The sequence below is a fragment of the Ruegeria sp. BJ6 genome (assembly GCF_056537885.1).
Map to the genome: position 1 here is coordinate 140,755 of NZ_JBQFSG010000007.1, position 17,251 is coordinate 158,005.

Genomic DNA, 17,251 nt, shown 5'->3' on the forward strand with positions numbered 1-17,251 from the left:
ACGGGGGCAGAGTGCCTATCTGGTTTCTTATGAAACAGATTGCCTTTGCCCTTGTCCTTTCTCTGGCAGCGCCCGCCGCGTGGGCGGCTGACAAACTGCCGCTTTCGGAAATTTCCGCGTACCTGAACAGCCTGTCGACGGTTCAGACCTCGTTCACGCAGGTCAATGACGACGGATCGCTCAGCACAGGAAAACTGTGGCTGCAACGTCCCGGACGGATGCGGTTCGAATACGACCCTCCGCAACAGGCCGTGGTGGTGGCCAAGGGTGGAACGGTGATCATCCACGATCCCAAATCCAACCAGCCGCCTGAGCAATACCCGCTCAGCCGGACGCCCCTATCTATCGTTCTGGCGCGTTCGGTGGATCTGGGTCAGGCCAATATGGTTGTTGGACACGACTTTGACGGCACCGCAACGGTTGTGACCGCGCAGGATCCTAAAAACCCGGAATATGGCAAGATTGAACTGATGTTCACCGGCGATCCGGTGGAACTGCGCAAATGGGTGGTACATGACAGCGCTGGGTCCCAGACCACAGTGCTGCTGGGGCCGCTGACCAAGGGCAACAGCCTGAACCAGAACCTCTTTGTGGATGGCGAACCGGGTGTCTCGGACAATCGCTGAGACACCCTGACAGTTTTAATACCTGCAGCTTGCCAGCTGCGCCTGATACAGTTGGGCGCGGCTGTCGACATCGTTTGCCACCCGCAACAGCCATGACTTGCTGTTATAACTACCGCGCGCAAAGCCGGTATGGCCCTCATGATAGGCCAGATACTGGTTGCGCGTGTCGCTGGGATGGATGCCGTTTCGCTTATGGCTTTTGTTCATGTACCAGCCGACAAAATCCGACGCATCCCGGATACGGTCCCGCTTGGCGCGGCGTTTGCCGGTTTCACGCTGATACTGTTCCCACGTGCCATCCAGCGCCTGACTGAATCCATAGGCGCTGCTTTGGCGGCCCATCGGGATGACGCCCAGCACATATTTGTGCGGCGTGCGTGCGTTATGGCGATACCGGCTTTCCTGATAGATCGTGGCCATCTGAACATGAACCGGAACGCCCCATTTGCGCTCGGTGCTTCTGAACGCTTTCATGTAATCGGGCCGCTCGCGAGCGATGCTGCAGGCATCATTTAGGTTGCTGGGCGGAGTCTTTGACCCGCCGCCACAGGATGCCACAAGCAACACCCCAAGGAGTGCATAGATAAATCTGCTCATTTGTCTCGTGCCTGTTTTTTTTGGCAGTTTAGCGCAATTTACGCAGATAGAAAATCATAATCCTTACAAAACCATAGCAAGAATAGCGGGGAGTGTCGCAATAGCCATAATCGTCGACACCATGACCATGCCCGCCACTGCATCCGAATCCGCGCCAAACCGTTCCGCCAGCAGATAGGACGTGACCGCGACAGGGGTGCACATCTGCAGGACCAGCACGCCAAACGCTATGGTTCCCAAGGAGAACAGATCTGCCACGGTCCAACCCAGCGCAAAGCAGATGCCGACCTTGATCAGAGACAGCCACACGGCCTGGCCCAGTTTGCGGGTCGTCAGGCGCGCGACGGCCACGCCAAGTGTGATCAGCATCATCGGAACCGCCATCTGGCCCAGCAGGTCCAGTGTATTGGTCAGAAACAGCGGCGTTTCCCAATCCCGCCACAGAAACAGCGCCCCCAGCAATGTGGCCCAGACCATGGGCTCGCGTATCACTTTCCCGAACGAACCCCGCCCGGCCTGTCCAAACGCGAAAATGCACAGCGGCAGGCCCAGATTCCCGGTATTTCCGAACACAAGCGGGGACAGATAGGTGCGCTGTTCAAGCCCGGTCAGCCGCACAAACAGCCAGAACACCACGGTTAGCGCCAGATTTGCGCCAATTGTTGCCAGTGTGAACCTGGACAGGTCACCGCCCGGGATATCCGTTTGCATCAGCGCCACAAAGATGAGACTTGGCACTGCAAGGGTCATGGCAAAACGCGTGACGAACTGAATCCGATACTCGAAACCAAGCTTCACCCAGGTAAACCCAATCCCGGCCAGCAGAAATACAGGCGTCACGATTTCGAACACTGTCAGGATAAGGTTCACAGTCTGTTTCCCTGGATTTCTGATCAAATATTGGACATGGGGGGCTGGTTGCAGGTATTAATGGTGTGGGGGCACACACAATGTTGAAGACGCAAGCAAAGTACCATCTGGGTCAGGTGGTTCGTCACAGGAAACACCCTTTCCGAGGGGTGGTCTTTGACGTGGATCCGCAATTCTCCAATACCGAAGAATGGTATCAGGCCATTCCCGAGGACAGCCGCCCGGTCAAGGAGCAGCCGTTCTATCACCTGCTGGCCGAAAACGACCAGTCCTATTACGTGGCTTACGTTTCCGAACAAAATCTTGTGGAGGACAGGACGGGTGAACCGGTGGATCACCCTGATATTCCAGACATGTTCGGCCCATTTCGGGACGGCGCATACCCGTTGCATTTTAACCTGAATTGAATTTGGATCTGCGGACATCCTTAGCGATCCCGCCTTTAATACCCCAACGCACAGCCGTCCTTTCTGGGATCGCTGCCGCCTTCCAGTACGCCATCCTCTTTGATCCGGATCGCCTGCGCTCCACCCAAGGGTGTTTCCGGTTGCTCAACAGTGTGTCCCAAATCGGATAATTGGCTCAGAACTTGCTTGGAATAGCCTTTTTCGACTTTTAAAATTCCTGCATCGGCAAACGCGCGGGGCGCATCGATGGCTGATTGCAAATCCATCCCGGCATCCAGCAGGTTCGACACAAATCGCGCATGCCCGGTCGGCTGAAAGGCGCCGCCCATCACACCGAATGGCATGGTGACCCTGCCGCCTTCGCGCAGCATCCCGGGAATGATCGTGTGCATCGGTCTTTTCCCGCCCGCCAGCTCGTTCGGATGACCCGGCTCCAGCGTGAAACCCGCCCCGCGGTTCTGAAGCAATATCCCGAACTTTTCCGAGGCGATGCCTGACCCGAAACTGTGAAAGATCGAATAGATCAGAGATACGGCCATCCGGTCCCGATCCACCACAGTGATATAGACGGTGTCCTTGTGCACCGCTTCGGTCAGTGGTGCGGCGGCAGGCATTGCACGATTGGGATCAATCAAAGCGGCCAGTTCTGCGGCGGTTTCCGGTGCCAGAAACCGCTCGATTCGCGAGGTGTGGTCGGGATCGGCAATGAACCTGTTGCGCGCGTCGTAGGCCAGTTTTGATGCCTCGGCCTCGATATGCACGCGCTCGGCCCCCAGCGGATCCATGGCGGCCAGATCGAAGTGTTTCAGGATGTTCAGCAGCAAAATGGCCGTGGCACCCTGACCGTTGGGTGGATGTTCGACCAGTTCGACGGTTTTGTAATCGCCGCTCAAAGGTTCGGTTTCAGTGCATGTGTTGGAGGCAAAATCCTCGGCGCTGTGAACACCACCGAGCGCGTTCAGCGCGGCCACCATGTCGTAGGCAATTTCGCCGCTGTAAAACGCATCCCGACCACTTTGGGCTATCCGGCGCAGAACCTCTGCCTGTTTCGGAGCGCGAAAGATTTGCCCGATTTCAGGGGCCTGTCCGCCCATCAAATAGAAATCTCTTGCCGCCCCCTTCAGGGTTGCAGCGCCGGTCGCCCAGTCAAACGCCACGCGCGGCGCGACGGGAACCCCCGTTTCGGCATAGTGAATGGCGGGCTGCAGCACGGCATCCAGCCCCAGACGACCTTCGCGTTCGGACAAATGACAGAATGCATCAATGGCGCAGGGCACCGTAACCGCATCCGGGCTGCCCAGTGGTATGCTCTGCACCCCCTGATCACGCAGAACGTCCGCCCGGGCCGCAGCCGGAGCGCGCCCGGATCCGTTCAGCGCGCGAACCGTGTTTTCTCCGGCGCGGTTGTAAAGGACAAAGCAATCCCCACCGATGCCGGTCATCTGAGGTTCGCATATGCCAAGCAACACGGCCCCGGCAATGGCCGCGTCCATCGCATTCCCGCCGGATTTGAGAATGTCCAGCGCTGCCTGCGCCGCCAGCGGATGTGACGTCGCACACATGCCATCAGTTGCCAGAACCTGTGACCGGCCCGGCCTGTGCAAATCTCGCATTTGGGTGATCTCCCCTTTGACAATCCGACACTAGAACGCTTGTTCCGGTTGTCCAGTCATCTGTTGGGGTAAGGTCCTCGACGCCGATCACTGGGTGGGGGCTGTGACGCTCGGCGCCGAGGGAAGCTAACTGAGCTACCCTGCTTTTATTGCCCCGGTTTGCGGCGGGACAATGGTTCGATCTGGGCGTTATTGTGGCTATTTGCTGTACTTTCGGGGTTTTGGCAGATCAAACCGCAAAGATAGATGATTACACCCGTTGCGGCGTTCATACCGAATCTCACTGGTCAATTGCCGGATCAGAAACCAGCCAAAGCCCCCTTCCGGCAGTTCCTGAATAACCGACCCGATCTGTGCAGGCGTCCCGCTCGGCGGGTGACAATCGGGCATCGGGTTGCCGGTATCCGACACGAGGATGTCCAACCGATCCCGATGCAACCGGCAGTTCACCTGAACGTTGGCGGGTGCCGTGCCCGCATATGCGTGCTCAACCACGTTGTTGATGGCCTCGGCAAGCGCGATCCTTACATCCCCGGCTTTTTCGGCGGGTAACCCTTGTGCCGCAAGGCCTTTGCTCAGGCTCGCGATTCCTGCGCTGGCCTGATCCCTAGTTGCGGGAAAGGATAAATCCAGATGGTCCTGATCATCGGTCCGATCCATGTCGGTCACGTCCCGTTCAACGTCACTCGGCACGCGCGGACAGCGCATCACCAAGGGACGGAAACAGCCGGAACACCGTGTCCATCCGGGTCAGGCGAAACACCTTTTCCACCACCGGATGTAGCCCGGCCAGATCCAGTGTGCGATCCGCGCCGAGTTGTTTCATCGACGCCACGATCGCGCCCAATCCGCTGGAGTCGATGAATTCAACATCCGACAAGTCCAGCACCACCCGTTCCAACCTGCCTTCGGTTTCGGCGCGCATGTCTTCCTTGAACTGAATCGCCATCGCCGCGTCGATCCGGTCCGCCCGAACCGTGATAACCTGTATTGCGCCGGTTGTGCTGCTGGTCAGGCTCATTTCCGGTGCCCTCCGATGATTATGGGTTTTCTTCGTAGAAATACGCTAGACGGCAATTCTTACCATTCGGTATTCAACATCTCAGAAAGAGGAGGAGTTGAGATGAAAGAGGTCGTGATCGCCGGTGCGTCCCGCACGCCGATGGGTGGATTTCAGGGCATGTTCGACGGGGTCGCTGCCGCGGATCTTGGAGGAGCTGCCATCCGGGCCGCCCTCGAAGGCGCGGGTGCGCAAACGGTTGATGAGGTTCTGATGGGTTGCGTTCTGCCCGCGGGGCAGGGGCAGGCCCCGGCGCGACAGGCCGGATTCGCAGCCGGCCTTGGCGAAGAGGTGCCCGCCACGACCCTCAACAAGATGTGCGGATCGGGCATGAAGGCGGCGATGATGGCCTTTGACCAGATCGCTCTGGGCCATGCCGACACCATGGTCGCCGGCGGGATGGAGAGCATGACCAATGCCCCCTATCTGCTGCCCAAAATGCGCAGTGGCGCCCGTATCGGGCACGGTCAGGTGGTGGATCACATGTTCCTCGATGGTCTCGAAGACGCCTATGACAAGGGCCGCCTGATGGGCACCTTCGCCGAAGACTGCGCTCAGGCCTATCAGTTCACCCGCGAAGCACAGGACGAATACGCCCTGCAATCGTTGTCAAACGCACTGGCTGCGCAGAAGAACGGCGCGTTTGAAGGTGAAATCACGCCCATCACCGTTAAAACCCGAAAAGGCGAGATATCGCAGGACGCCGATGAACAACCCGGATCGGCCCGCCCCGAAAAGATTCCGACCCTGAAACCCGCCTTCCGCAAGGACGGAACCGTGACAGCGGCCAATGCATCTTCGATCTCCGATGGCGCCGCAGCACTTGTTTTGGCCTCTGCCGAAGCGGCTGAGGCCCAAGGGCTCACCATCCGCGCCCGGATCGTTGGCCACGCCAGCCACGCGCAGGCACCGGGTCTTTTCACCACCGCCCCTGTGCCGGCCGCGCAAAACCTTCTGAACCGTATCGGTTGGAGCAAGGACGACGTGGACCTCTGGGAAGTCAATGAGGCCTTTGCTGTGGTTCCGATGGCATTCATGCATGAAATGGACCTGCCGCGCGACAAGGTGAACGTCAACGGCGGCGCCTGCGCGCTGGGGCACCCCATCGGTGCATCCGGCGCGCGTATCATGGTTACACTTCTGAACGCGCTGGAAAAGCGCGATCTTAAACGAGGTGTCGCCGCCATCTGCATCGGCGGGGGCGAAGGTACCGCCATCGCAATCGAACGCCTCTGAACTTCCTCTTGCCTGAAATATTCTCGGGGGTGAATTGACCCCCGGGTAAAGAGGGGGCACACAGTCCCCTTACCTTCGCACGAAAAAGAACACCGACATGACCGCCGACTACGACACACTCGCCAAAACCATCGCCGCCTTGACTGAAGGTGAGACAGACGAGGTCGCCCTGATGGCGACCATCACCTGCGAAGTGCATCATTCCGATGACCGTTTCGACTGGACCGGTTTCTACCGGGTGACCGAACCCGGCCTGCTGAAAATCGGACCCTATCAGGGTGGCCACGGCTGTCTTGTCATTCCATTCGACCGTGGCGTATGCGGCGCTGCCGCCCGGACGGGTGCCGTGCAGCTGGTCCCTGACGTGGACGCCTTCCCCGGCCACATCGCCTGTGCCTCTTCCACGCGGTCGGAACTGGTGCTGCCGGTCCGAAATGCCGCGGGCGAGATCATTGCTGTCTTCGACATCGACAGCAACCAGCCGGACGCGTTTTCGGAATATGACGCAAGCAGCCTGGGCGAGATCCTGTCGAGCGCCTTTGGGCGCTGTTAATTCGCCGAAATCGTAAATGTACGGTCTGTAAAGCCCGCGCTACCCGTCTCGTCCGGGTTCATCCGGGTTGCAGGAAAACAGTGCAATCTTGTTGCCTTGAGGATCGCGGAGGTAGCCAACATAGAATTGGGGGCCGTACAAGTCACGGAACCCCGGCTGGCCCTCATCAAAGCCGCCTGCGGTAAGTGCCGCGGCGTGAAGATCACGAACCTGCTTTTGACTGCGCGCCTCAAATGCGACCATACCACCATTCCCAACCGAGGCCGGACGTCCATCGAACGGAGGTTTCACATAAAAATCCGGTAGAACCGGAGATTGGCCCGGTTCGACGGGCAGCGCGTAGCTCAGGCCCTCAGGCCCTTCCTCAAGTTCGTAATCAAGGGCTGGCAGGAACGCAGAATAAAACCGCTTTGCTTGCGCGATGTCATCGGCACCAACGGTGACGTAGGCAATCATGCTGCGTGTTACCTTTCCGTAAGTTTGATTATGGCAACGAAGGTATTGGGTTACGCTAGACCAACACACCCTTCGCCTCAATGACCGCGATACGAAACGACGCATCCCCGGTTTTCCGGAACACACGCCAATCATACAAAAAGCAATCCGGCTTAAAAAAGCCCAACGCTATAGGGACTGCCCGGAGTGTTCCGGGCAGTCACCAGATTAGCAGTCTATCAGATTGGCCGGACAACCAGATGCGGCTGACCGTCCGATGTATGACGGACCGAGCGTCCGTCCCACCCGATCTGACCGTTCACCCGCTGACGGTAAGATGAAAAGCTGTCGAATGTGACCACATCGACCGCCTCGTCGAGGTGCAGCGTGATCCGGCGATAAGAACCGTCACCCATGACCGACAATCCTCGGATTTCCGCCGTAAAGGGCTGACCAAGGTATTGGCCTTCGACCCGGTCGCCGACACGCAGGATCATGCGATTTCCCGCCTTGGCGTGCAGCGTGTTCCAGTCGCGCGCACCGTGCTGATGGGCGATCAGTTCCAGCGCCTTGCCGTGGGACACCTCCACCCCACTGACGCGCAGTTTTTCCCGCAGGCGTCTGGCCTGCGATTTCAGCTCCTCCACCGGAGCTATGTTTTCAGATACAGTCATTCTTGCCTCGTTTCCTGAAACGGGCGCGTTGGAATGGACGGGGCTCGCATTGCCATCCGCGCGCCGGAAAAGGGGCAACAGATGAAAATTGATAGGGTTTCACCAAAGCCCGAAGGCCGCGAGCGGCAGGAGACCCAAACCTGAGGCATCCTTCGCACCACACCTGAAATTTGTCAACGTACGCTCAGAAATCCGGTGCAGCGCGGAACTTCATCGACACACCGCCCTCGGGATGTTTCAGCCGCAGTTCTTCCGAGTGCAACATCAGGCGGGGGAATTCGCGCGCTGCACCGCTGGCATAGAACGGATCGCCAAGGATCGGATGACCAAGCGCCTGCATATGCACCCGCAATTGGTGCGAGCGCCCGGTTTTGGGAAACAGGCGAACGCGGGTCGTGTCTTCCTCGCTTTTCACCACGCGCCAGTCGGTGACGGCGGGCTTGCCTGTATCGTGGCAGACCATCTGCAGCGGGCGATTGGGCCAGTCGACGATCAGCGGCAGATCGACGGTGCCGGTTTTCGGCTCCAGCTGACCCCAGACACGGGCGACATAGGTTTTTCTGGTCTGGCGCTTTTCGAATTGCATCCCCAGTGCCCGCTGCGCATGAGGCGTCTGGGCAAAGACCATCACGCCCGACGTGTCACGATCCAGCCGATGCACCAGCAGCGCCTGCGGAAATGCAGCCTGCACGCGGGTCAGCAGGCAATCGGCCAGATGTTCCCCCCGGCCCGGCACGGACAACAGGCCCGAGGGTTTGTTCACCACGATCAGCTGCGCATCCTCGTGCAGCACATCCAGCGGCGTTTTCGGGGGATCGTAAGTCTCGCTCATGCGCGCCTGCCTATCGCAGCGCGCCACCTCCCGCAACGTCGTCCTTGCCCGCGCGCGGGGCTTGGGCAAATCTTGTGGTAGCGGAGAGGAGAGGACATGCACCCCACAATCGAAAAAATGCAGGAAGTGGTCGCCAAAGGCGATGAAAACCTGATCCATGACATTCTGGCCGAGGATGTGCGGTTTCTGCCGCCGACCTACTATAAGACATGGACCGGACGGGCACCGGTGGCTGCCGTGTTGGGACATGTCGGACAGGTGTTTTCCGATTTTCGCTACCGTCGGGTGATGGGCGACGGAAAGGATTGGGCCTTGGAGTTTCAGTGCAGGGTCGGGGATCTGGATGCGGTGGGCGTCGATCTGATCACGCTGAACGATGACGGGCTGATTCAGGAATTCGAAGTGGTCATGCGACCTTACAAGACTATTGGAGCGTTGCGCGAAGCAATGAATGCGCGGGTGATGACCGATCCCCGTTTCCTTGAATATCGCGACGCGCTGTCCTGACAATGCCCGGTCCGGTTGCCGCCGATCAGATTTTGCGGGTGCCGCTACTGCCGGTTCTGGCTGTTCAAGGGCTGTCCGTCCGGCGTAAGGCACAGTTACTGCCCGAACCAGCAGGTCCGCGTGAAGGGCGCGAGGGGCGCGGACCCCGTTTGCGGTTGCTGATCGTCGGGGACAGTTCGGCCGCCGGGGTCGGGGCGGGAACGCAACAACAGGCTTTGGCCGGGCAGTTGGTCCGTCAACTGAGCAGGCACCACACGGTTGAATGGCGGCTCGAGGCAACGACAGGGCACACCACCGCGGACACGATTGACAGGCTGCGCGACATCGGCGGCGAGTTCGATGTTGCAGTGACTGCTCTGGGCGTGAACGACGTGACGCGTGCCGTGACAAAAGCGCAGTTCATGCGGCGGCAGACAGAGTTGCTGAATTTGCTGACTGGCACACTCGGGGTGCGCCGTGTCGTGCTCTCGGGCGTGCCGCAGATGCACCGGTTTCCGGCTTTGCCGCAGCCCTTAGCCTGGGTGTTGGGCCGGCAGGCGGGCCGGTTGGATCAGGGATTGCAGCAGGTCGCAAATCAGTTTCCGCAGGCCCGGCACCTGTCATTGCACTTGCCCGAAGACCCGGCCCTAGCCGCCCCGGACGGATATCACCCAAGCCCCAGAGCCTATGCCTTGTGGGCCGAGCAACTGGCATTGGCCATTCGCAGTCAGGACTGAGCCCGCATCTGGCGCACCATCGGAATTGAATAGACGATCAGCGCCGCCCAGATCATCGGAAAGGCGATCATGCGGCCCCGGTCTATGTGCTCTCCGAACAGGGTGATGGCGGTAATGAAGATCATCGTCGGCGCAATGTATTGCAGGATACCCATTGTCGAGAGACGAACCAGTTTGGCACCGTTCGCATAAACCAGCAGGGGAACCGCCGTGACAATCCCAGCACCAGCCAGCAGCAGAGTGTCTGTCGTCGCCACTCCGAAATTTCCGGCCCCCTGCACGCCCATCCAAGTGACATAGGCCAAGGCGGGGATCAGCAGGATCAAAACCTCCAGCAGGAAGCCCTGATTTGGCCCGATGGGAAGGGACCGTTTAAAAAACGCGTAGAACCCCCATGTGATCATCATACCCAAGGCCGCCCAGGGGAGTTTTCCGGCCTCAAGCACCAGAACCACAACGCCCACCGCCGCCAGAGCCACCGCCGCAATTTGCGTGCGGCTCAGCGGCTCGCGCAGCAAAAGCGCACCAAGAGCAATGCTGAAAAGCGGGTTAATGTAATAGCCAAGCGCCGCATCCAGCGCCTTGCCATTGGCAATCGCCCAGACATAAATCGCCCAGTTCACCGAAATCAGCGCCGCCGTCAGGCAGGCCATTCCCAGCATCCTCGGGTTACGCAGCGCAGATTGGAGATCACGTGTGCGTCCAAGCACAATCAGCAATAACCCGGCGACCGGGACGGACCAGATGATCCTGTGAGCAACAATTTCGACGGGCGGGATATGCGCCATAGCCTTCATGTAAAGCGGCAGAAACCCCCACAGAACATAGGCAGTGATCGCCAACGCCAGCCCCTTTGGCGAATCCGCGTTTTCGTCTGGGTTTCTGTTTGCGGACATTTACCGTCTCCGTTTGACACCAATGGTATCTACGGCAAACGGGGGGGCGTTGAAAACTCCGTAAACTGTGGGTCGACCCATCACATTCCTTGATGGGTCATCTCATATGCAGGGAGAAGGAAATAGCGAGGTTCTGCCTCGCGCTCCGGAGAATTTGAGGCCAGATGAACGAAGGAACCCTTGTTCATCTGGCCGGAAAATACTCCGCGAGAGACGCGGTTTGCCGCGGCGGGGGCAGAGCCCCTTTGCCTGATCGGATCAGACCTTCACACGCTCCGATTTCGGGTCATACATCGGCTTCAGCGATGCTTCGGCCTTTACCTTCACGCCGCAGACGTCGATTTCGTAACTCGACGCCAGCACGTCAGCGGCCTTTTCACCTTCGCAGGGCACATAACCCATACCGATGGCGCCGCCCAGCGTGTGACCGTAGTTGCCCGAGCTCAGATAGCCCACATATTCGCCGTCGCGGATGATCGGCTCATTATGGAACAGAAGCGGTTCGGGATCGGTCAGTTTGAACTGGACCAGACGGTTTTTCGGCCCGCTTTCCTTGCGGGCAATCACCGCCTCGCGCCCGATAAAGTCACTGCCTTTGTCGACCTTAACCGCAAAGCCGAGGCCGGCATCGACAACGTGATCCTCGCATGTGATGTCATGACCGAAATGGCGGAAACCTTTTTCGATCCGGCAGCTGTCCATCATGTGCATGCCACACAGTTTCAGCCCCATGTCCTGACCTGCCTCATGCAGGGTCTCGAAAACGTGCCCCGCCATGTCCGAGGAGACATAGACCTCCCAGCCAAGCTCGCCCACGTAGGTCACGCGATGTGCACGGGCCAGTCCCATGCCGATCTCGATTTCCTGCGCGGTGCCGAACGGGTTGGTGGCGTTCGAGAAATCAGCCGGTGAAACCTTTTCCAGCAGCGCACGCGCATTCGGGCCCATGACCGCCAGAACGCCCTCGCCCGCGGTGACGTCGGTGATGACAACGCGATAATCGCCTACATGGCGCTGCATCCACGCCTGATCAGCCAGTCGCGTCGCCGCCGGGGTGACAACCAGATAGGAGGTTTCGGTCAGGCGGGTGACGGTCACATCCGCCTCGATCCCGCCAGTGCGGTTGAGGAACTGGGTATAGACGATCTTGCCATTCGGCACCGAGTAATCGCCGCCACCGATATTGTTCATGAAGGCCTCGGCATCCGGACCTTCGACCCGGATCTTGCCGAAGGAAGACATGTCGTACATGCCGACATTCTCACGCACGGCGCGGTGCTCGGCGGCCGAGTTTTCGAACCAGTTCTGGCGCTTCCAGCTGTACTGGTATTCGCGCTCCTGCCCCTCATTCGCGAACCAGTTGGCGCGTTCCCAGCCAGCAAGTTCACCAAATACGGCGCCTTGTTCTTTCAGGTGATGGTGGAAAGGCGTCCGGCGAACACCGCGCGCCGTGGCTTTCTGACGATAGGGGTAGTGATCTGCATAGAGCAGGCCAAGCGTCTCTTTCGAGCGTTCGAACAGGTACTTCTTGTTGCCCTGGAACGGCTGCATCCGCCCGATATCTACATCACCCAGATCAAAGGGCTTTTCACCGCTGTCCATCCACTCGGCCAGCGCCATGCCCGCACCACCGGCGGACTGGATGCCGATCGAGTTGAACCCGGCAGCAACCCAGACATTGTCCATCTCGGGCGCCAGCCCAAGGTGATAGGCGTCGTCTGGGGTAAAGGATTCCGGGCCGTTGAAGAACGTGTGAATCCCCGCTTCGGCCAGCATTGGCATCCGGTTGCAGGCATCTTCGAGGATCGGTTCGAAATGGTCGAAATCCTCGGGCAGCTGGTCGAATTCAAAACTGTCAGGAATGCCGTCCATCGCCCATGGCTTGGCATTGGGTTCGAACGCGCCCAGCATCATCTTGCCCGCGTCTTCCTTGTAATAGGCACATTCGTCAGGCACGCGCAGCACCGGCAGCGGGGTCAGGCCCTCGATCGGCTCGGAGACAATGTAGAAGTGTTCGCAGGCGTGCAGCGGCACGTTGACACCGGCCATGCGGCCCACCTCGTGTCCCCACATACCGGCGCAGTTCACCACCATGTCGCATTCGATATGGCCCGAAGCGCTGCCATCGTCGGCAACCCAGTCCACGCCTGTGACCTTGCGGCCCTGCTTGACAATATCGGTGACTTTCACGCGTTCTTTGACAATGCCGCCCCGCTGGCGTGCGCCTTTGGCCAGCGCTAGTGCGATATTCGCCGGATCGCCCTGTCCGTCCAGCGGCAGATGAACCGCGCCTTTGACGCCTTCAAGGTTGAGGTGCGGATAAAGCTCGGCCACGCGCTCGTTCGAAATCTCTTCGACCTCGACGCCAAAGGCACGCGCCATGGCGGCCTGGCGGTAAATCTCTTCCTTGCGCTCTTCGGTCAGCGCAACAGTGATCGAACCGACCCTCTTGAACCCGGTGGCCACACCGGTTTCTTCCTCGAGCGAGCCATAAAGCTCCTGACTGTATTTCGCCAGCTTGGTCATGTTTGCTGTCGCCCGCAGCTGCGCGATCAGACCGGCCGCGTGCCATGTGGTGCCGCTGGTCAGCTGTTTGCGCTCCAGCAGCACAACGTCGTTCCAGCCCTTTTTGGTCAGGTGATACGCGACCGAGCATCCGATAACGCCGCCGCCGATGATGACCACGCGGGCCTTGGTAGGAAGATCAACCATTGTGAAGTCTCCGAATCTTCAGATTTGGCGCATACTGCCACGTAGAGGCGGCAGGAAATCCATCAAAAGCGTCAGAACGGCTGGGGTTTTCACCCTTCGGTATCCACCCGCCTTCTCTGACGGCGCAGGGTGAATGGCGTAATGCCGTAGACACTTTTATAGACGGCCGAGAAACCATTCGGGAAACCGCAGGCAAAGCCGATCTCGCGCACGCTCATGGTTGTGTTCAGCAGCAGGTTGTTGGCCTTGGCCAGTCGCATTTCGCGGTAGAAGTTGTTGGGGGTTGTGCCCAGATAGGATTTGAACTTGCGTTCCAGCGAGCGGTTGGACAGGCCAAGCGCCGAGACGATTTCGTTGATCGGCACGGGTTCTTCAATGTTGGCCTGCATGATCTTGATGCACTGGTCCAGCTTGTTGTCGCCGGTGGTGGTTGATTTGACGCCTGAGAAGGGCTGCATTGAGCTGAAGTCGCGGATGTTCTCGTGCAGCATGATATCCGCCACGGTCATCTTTCCCGCGCCCGAGATATGGCGCCCGATGACCGACAGCGCCACATCGACTGTCGCCCCCATGCCGGCGCAGGTGACGACCTGACCGTGCTCTGTCGCGATTGAGAACTTGGCGTCGAACCCGGCCCCACGCTCGCGCAGGAACGAGGCGTTTTCCCAATGCGTCGCGTGATCATCCGCGCCCTTGTCCTTGATATAGCGGCTTGCAGCCTCGGCCAGCAAAAACACCTGCGCACCGCGATAGGTATAATCCGACACGACGCGGGTCAGGGACAGGGCGGGATGGTCGGGGTCGGAATTTCCGATGACAAACACATAGTCGGCACTGGCCTGGGACGAGACCGGTTCGGTTTCCACTGATGCCTTAGCGCTGCTGCACACAGCCCCCCCGGTCAGGGACCGATAGCGATAGGTAAAGGGCGGCTGCGGGCACACCCGGTTGGCGATGCGCAGCACATCCACGATCCCGGCCAGTTCGCTGAGGACGAAACCGTCAGCGACGATAATGTCGAAATGCCATTGCCGTTCGGTCGTCATCGTGCCCTCCCGCTCAGACGATCCGGTGGCCCGCTGCGCGCAGGCGCTGCGCCAATTCCGTGATGTGGTCGGGTCCGACCTCGCAACAGCCGCCGACGATGGTGGCGCCCTGCTCGACCCAGCCCATGACGTGATCGGCATAAGCACCGGGGCCAAGGTCCGTTCTTTGTTCCAACGCATCCACGGTAGGGGCGTCTTTCAGGAACCCTTCGGAGATGCGGGTAAAACCATTGGCATAAGCCCCAAAGGGGCGACCCATCGTGGCGATGATCCCCAGTGCAGCCGGGATCGCCTCGGGGCGCGAGCAATTGATCAGTACGGCCTGCGGATCAAATCGCTCGACAAGGGGGGCGATGTCGCCCAACGGTTCGCCTGAACGCAGTCGGGTGCCGTCATCATCCATCACTGTCAGCGCCAGCCAGACCGGTTTTCCGCAGCCTTGCGTGCCGCGCAGGGCGCCCTCGGCCTCCTGTACTGACGACACGGTTTCGATAAGGAGCAGATCGACGCGCGGGGCCATCATGGTGGCAAGCTCGGCAAATTTGTCGGCGGCATCGGCGGGGTCGGGGTTCAGGTCCGGGCGGTAGGATGCCAGAAGCGGCCCGAGCGATCCCGCGATACGAACGGCGGTTCCCTTGCGGGCGCGTTCGGCCTGCGATAGCGCAACGTCGATCAGGTTCGGAACCTGATCCTCCATCCCCACGCGGACAAGACGCGAGCGATGAACGGCGTAGGTGTTGGTCGTGGCAATGGTGGCGCCCCGCCGGAAATAATCGGCATGGACATCGCCCACCAGATCGGGGTGGTCGATCATCACGCGGGTCGACCAAAGCGGCGTCGCGCGGTCGCCGCTGCGTTTGACCAGTTCCTGCCCGATCGAACCATCCAGTAGGGTTATGTCAGCCATTGGTCAGCCTCCGTCATGGGATCAGGACCAGTTTTCCGGGCAGCGCCTTGGACTGAAAATCCTGCTGCGCCTTGGCAATGTCCTGCAAAGGGTAGGTTTTTGAGATCAGCGGTTTGATCCGGCCTTCGTTCATCAGTGTAACCAACCGGCCAAAGACCTCGAACGCCTGATGGGTGCATCCGTGGATGGTGATGTCACGCAGGTAGATGTCGCGCAGATCGGCCTGAACCATCGGCCCGGCGATGGCACCAGACACGGCGTAGTGCCCGCCGGGTTTAAGCGCAAGGATCAGGCCGGGCCAGGCCGGGCCTCCTACTACGTCGATGACAACATCGAACATGTCCTGCGGCAAGGTGGCGTCGCGGCCGAACGTGTCCGTTGCACCCTGTCCTTTGACCACTTCGGCCTTGGCCGGGCCGGTCACGCCCCAGACGGCGGCACCGCGCAGGGCGGCCAGTTGCACCGCCGCCAATCCGACGCCACCGGATGCACCGGTGATCAGCACCTTGTGTCCCGCCGTCACACCCGCGCGGGTCAACAGGTTCTCGGCCGTACCAAATGCGCAGGGGATCGCGGCGATCTCCACGTTGGAAAGCGGTGAAGCGGTTACGTCATACAGGTCGTCGGCGCCGACGAGGCAATATTGGGCAAATGCGCCATCGATCTCCGAGCCCAGCGCGATGAACCCGTGCGGGTTGCCGGGGCGCGAACGCGGCAGGTTGATCGGGCAGGTCACGCGTTGACCGGGTTTGAACGGAACACCGGCCCCGACAGCCGCGACAATGCCACAGAGATCGCCGCCCTGAATGCGGGGAAAGGCCAGCGCGCCGCCCCAGCCTCCAGCCTCGACATCCTGATCGACGGCATCGGTGGCCCCGGTCACATCGGACGAATACCACCCGACTCGGGTGTTGATATCGGTGTTGTTGACCCCGGCTGCCGCGACCCTGACCAGCACCTGCCCGGGGCCGGCGGTCGGAACGGGAATGTCGTCGCGCCATTCCAGCGCCTCCGGCCCGCCGTGGCAGGTCAGGTGAACGCCGGACATGACGGCTGGTATGCTCATCGCTCAGCCCCCGTCGTCCGGATGCGGTGGCACCGGCCCCATCGGCACGATGTCATAGCGGGCGTTTAGATCGGCCATCTTCGCCTCATCTGCAAAATCCGCTTCATCCATCGTTGCCAGTTCCGTCAGAAACCCATCAAAACCCGATGGCTGAAAAATCATGAGCATTTTCGCAGGTGCGTTGCCCGCGACACGGCAGGCATGTGGCACTCCGGGTGGCACGTGCATCGTGGTGCCCGGAGTGCAGCGATGCCAGTCACCATCGACATAGAAATCGACCTGACCTTCGAGGAAATAGAATGTCTCGGCATGGCTATCATGCCGATGCAGACCCAGCGCAAAGTTGGATTTGAGGTTGTCCTCCATGAGCGTATAGGCGCCGCCGGTGTCCTGACCGGACACTTTGACAAAGGTATGATCGTTTTCCCAGTCATAGTTGGGACCCTCACCGGGTCCCAGTTTGGCATAGCGCTTGCCCATGGAGGCCTCCTTGTCGCG

Annotated in this window: 20 protein-coding genes; 6 read left to right on the top strand and 14 right to left on the bottom strand. The window is 59.9% G+C overall.

Annotation, left to right across the window (positions count from 1 at the left end; translation table 11 throughout):
- Positions 1–29: 29 nt before the first annotated feature.
- Positions 30–626, top strand: coding sequence for an outer membrane lipoprotein carrier protein LolA (locus tag ACR0D6_RS15335; RefSeq protein WP_170655994.1), 597 nt, complete (start codon positions 30–32; stop codon positions 624–626).
- A gap of 15 nt (positions 627–641) precedes the next feature.
- Here ACR0D6_RS15335 and ACR0D6_RS15340 read toward each other — a convergent pair whose 3' ends face one another.
- Together ACR0D6_RS15340 and ACR0D6_RS15345 are read right to left on the bottom strand one after the other, a co-directional pair.
- Positions 642–1,223, bottom strand: a complete 582-nt coding sequence (locus tag ACR0D6_RS15340) for a transglycosylase SLT domain-containing protein (RefSeq protein ID WP_170655992.1) — start codon at positions 1,221–1,223, stop codon at positions 642–644.
- A 63-nt stretch (positions 1,224–1,286) separates the two neighbouring features.
- On the bottom strand, positions 1,287–2,093 hold the full coding sequence (locus ACR0D6_RS15345; RefSeq protein WP_480766115.1) for an AEC family transporter: 807 nt from the start codon (positions 2,091–2,093) through the stop codon (positions 1,287–1,289).
- An 80-nt stretch (positions 2,094–2,173) separates the two neighbouring features.
- Between ACR0D6_RS15345 and hspQ the strand changes: the two genes are divergently transcribed.
- A complete protein-coding gene (gene hspQ / locus ACR0D6_RS15350; RefSeq protein ID WP_170655988.1) occupies positions 2,174–2,500 on the top strand; it encodes a heat shock protein HspQ in 327 nt (108 codons plus the stop codon).
- 35 nt (positions 2,501–2,535) lie between these two features.
- Here hspQ and ACR0D6_RS15355 read toward each other — a convergent pair whose 3' ends face one another.
- The 3 genes from ACR0D6_RS15355 to ACR0D6_RS15365 form a co-directional block, all read right to left on the bottom strand.
- A complete protein-coding gene (locus ACR0D6_RS15355) occupies positions 2,536–4,113 on the bottom strand; it encodes a gamma-glutamyltransferase family protein (protein ID WP_480766116.1) in 1,578 nt (525 codons plus the stop codon).
- A 198-nt stretch (positions 4,114–4,311) separates the two neighbouring features.
- Positions 4,312–4,806, bottom strand: a complete 495-nt coding sequence (locus ACR0D6_RS15360; protein WP_480766117.1) for an ATP-binding protein — start codon at positions 4,804–4,806, stop codon at positions 4,312–4,314.
- Positions 4,796–5,134 (bottom strand): STAS domain-containing protein, encoded by a 339-nt coding sequence (locus tag ACR0D6_RS15365; RefSeq protein WP_480766118.1) that lies wholly within the window; start codon positions 5,132–5,134, stop codon positions 4,796–4,798. Before ACR0D6_RS15365 ends, ACR0D6_RS15360 begins: the two co-directional genes overlap by 11 nt.
- A gap of 102 nt (positions 5,135–5,236) precedes the next feature.
- Here ACR0D6_RS15365 and ACR0D6_RS15370 point away from each other — a divergent pair, with 102 nt between their 5' ends.
- Both ACR0D6_RS15370 and ACR0D6_RS15375 read left to right on the top strand, forming a co-directional pair.
- Entirely contained in the window at positions 5,237–6,409 is a 1,173-nt protein-coding gene (locus ACR0D6_RS15370; RefSeq protein WP_480766119.1) for a thiolase family protein, read from the top strand.
- A gap of 97 nt (positions 6,410–6,506) precedes the next feature.
- Positions 6,507–6,962, top strand: coding sequence for a GAF domain-containing protein (locus tag ACR0D6_RS15375; RefSeq protein WP_170655979.1), 456 nt, complete (start codon positions 6,507–6,509; stop codon positions 6,960–6,962).
- A gap of 39 nt (positions 6,963–7,001) precedes the next feature.
- On the opposite strand, the gene ACR0D6_RS15380 is transcribed toward ACR0D6_RS15375, so the two are convergent.
- From ACR0D6_RS15380 to ACR0D6_RS15390, 3 genes are all read right to left on the bottom strand, one after another.
- A complete protein-coding gene (locus ACR0D6_RS15380) occupies positions 7,002–7,418 on the bottom strand; it encodes a VOC family protein (RefSeq protein WP_480766120.1) in 417 nt (138 codons plus the stop codon).
- A 218-nt stretch (positions 7,419–7,636) separates the two neighbouring features.
- Positions 7,637–8,071 carry a glyoxalase superfamily protein gene (locus ACR0D6_RS15385; protein WP_480766121.1) on the bottom strand — a complete coding sequence of 145 codons (435 nt, stop codon included), beginning with the start codon at positions 8,069–8,071 and terminating at the stop codon, positions 7,637–7,639.
- A gap of 184 nt (positions 8,072–8,255) precedes the next feature.
- On the bottom strand, positions 8,256–8,903 hold the full coding sequence (locus ACR0D6_RS15390; RefSeq protein WP_480766122.1) for an RluA family pseudouridine synthase: 648 nt from the start codon (positions 8,901–8,903) through the stop codon (positions 8,256–8,258).
- 96 nt (positions 8,904–8,999) lie between these two features.
- Between ACR0D6_RS15390 and ACR0D6_RS15395 the strand changes: the two genes are divergently transcribed.
- Both ACR0D6_RS15395 and ACR0D6_RS15400 read left to right on the top strand, forming a co-directional pair.
- Positions 9,000–9,410: a nuclear transport factor 2 family protein gene (locus tag ACR0D6_RS15395; RefSeq protein ID WP_480766123.1), complete on the top strand. Its 411-nt coding sequence runs from the start codon at positions 9,000–9,002 to the stop codon at positions 9,408–9,410.
- Positions 9,411–9,412: 2 nt separating this feature from the next.
- A complete protein-coding gene (locus ACR0D6_RS15400) occupies positions 9,413–10,126 on the top strand; it encodes an SGNH/GDSL hydrolase family protein (protein WP_480766124.1) in 714 nt (237 codons plus the stop codon).
- On the opposite strand, the gene rarD is transcribed toward ACR0D6_RS15400, so the two are convergent.
- The 6 genes from rarD to ACR0D6_RS15430 form a co-directional block, all read right to left on the bottom strand.
- Entirely contained in the window at positions 10,117–11,022 is a 906-nt protein-coding gene (rarD, locus tag ACR0D6_RS15405) for an EamA family transporter RarD (RefSeq protein ID WP_480766125.1), read from the bottom strand. The two genes, ACR0D6_RS15400 and rarD, sit on opposite strands and share 10 nt — an antisense overlap.
- Before the next feature lie 258 nt (positions 11,023–11,280).
- Positions 11,281–13,734 carry a GcvT family protein gene (locus ACR0D6_RS15410; RefSeq protein ID WP_480766126.1) on the bottom strand — a complete coding sequence of 818 codons (2,454 nt, stop codon included), beginning with the start codon at positions 13,732–13,734 and terminating at the stop codon, positions 11,281–11,283.
- Positions 13,735–13,823: 89 nt separating this feature from the next.
- On the bottom strand, positions 13,824–14,780 hold the full coding sequence (locus ACR0D6_RS15415; protein WP_480766127.1) for a GlxA family transcriptional regulator: 957 nt from the start codon (positions 14,778–14,780) through the stop codon (positions 13,824–13,826).
- A 13-nt stretch (positions 14,781–14,793) separates the two neighbouring features.
- Complete coding sequence (locus ACR0D6_RS15420; RefSeq protein WP_480766128.1) at positions 14,794–15,687, bottom strand: homocysteine S-methyltransferase family protein; 894 nt, start codon at positions 15,685–15,687, stop codon at positions 14,794–14,796.
- Between the two features lie 13 nt (positions 15,688–15,700).
- Positions 15,701–16,753 carry an alcohol dehydrogenase family protein gene (locus tag ACR0D6_RS15425; RefSeq protein WP_480766129.1) on the bottom strand — a complete coding sequence of 351 codons (1,053 nt, stop codon included), beginning with the start codon at positions 16,751–16,753 and terminating at the stop codon, positions 15,701–15,703.
- Between the two features lie 3 nt (positions 16,754–16,756).
- Positions 16,757–17,233 (bottom strand): cupin domain-containing protein, encoded by a 477-nt coding sequence (locus tag ACR0D6_RS15430; protein WP_480766130.1) that lies wholly within the window; start codon positions 17,231–17,233, stop codon positions 16,757–16,759.
- Between the last annotated feature and the right edge of the window lie 18 nt (positions 17,234–17,251).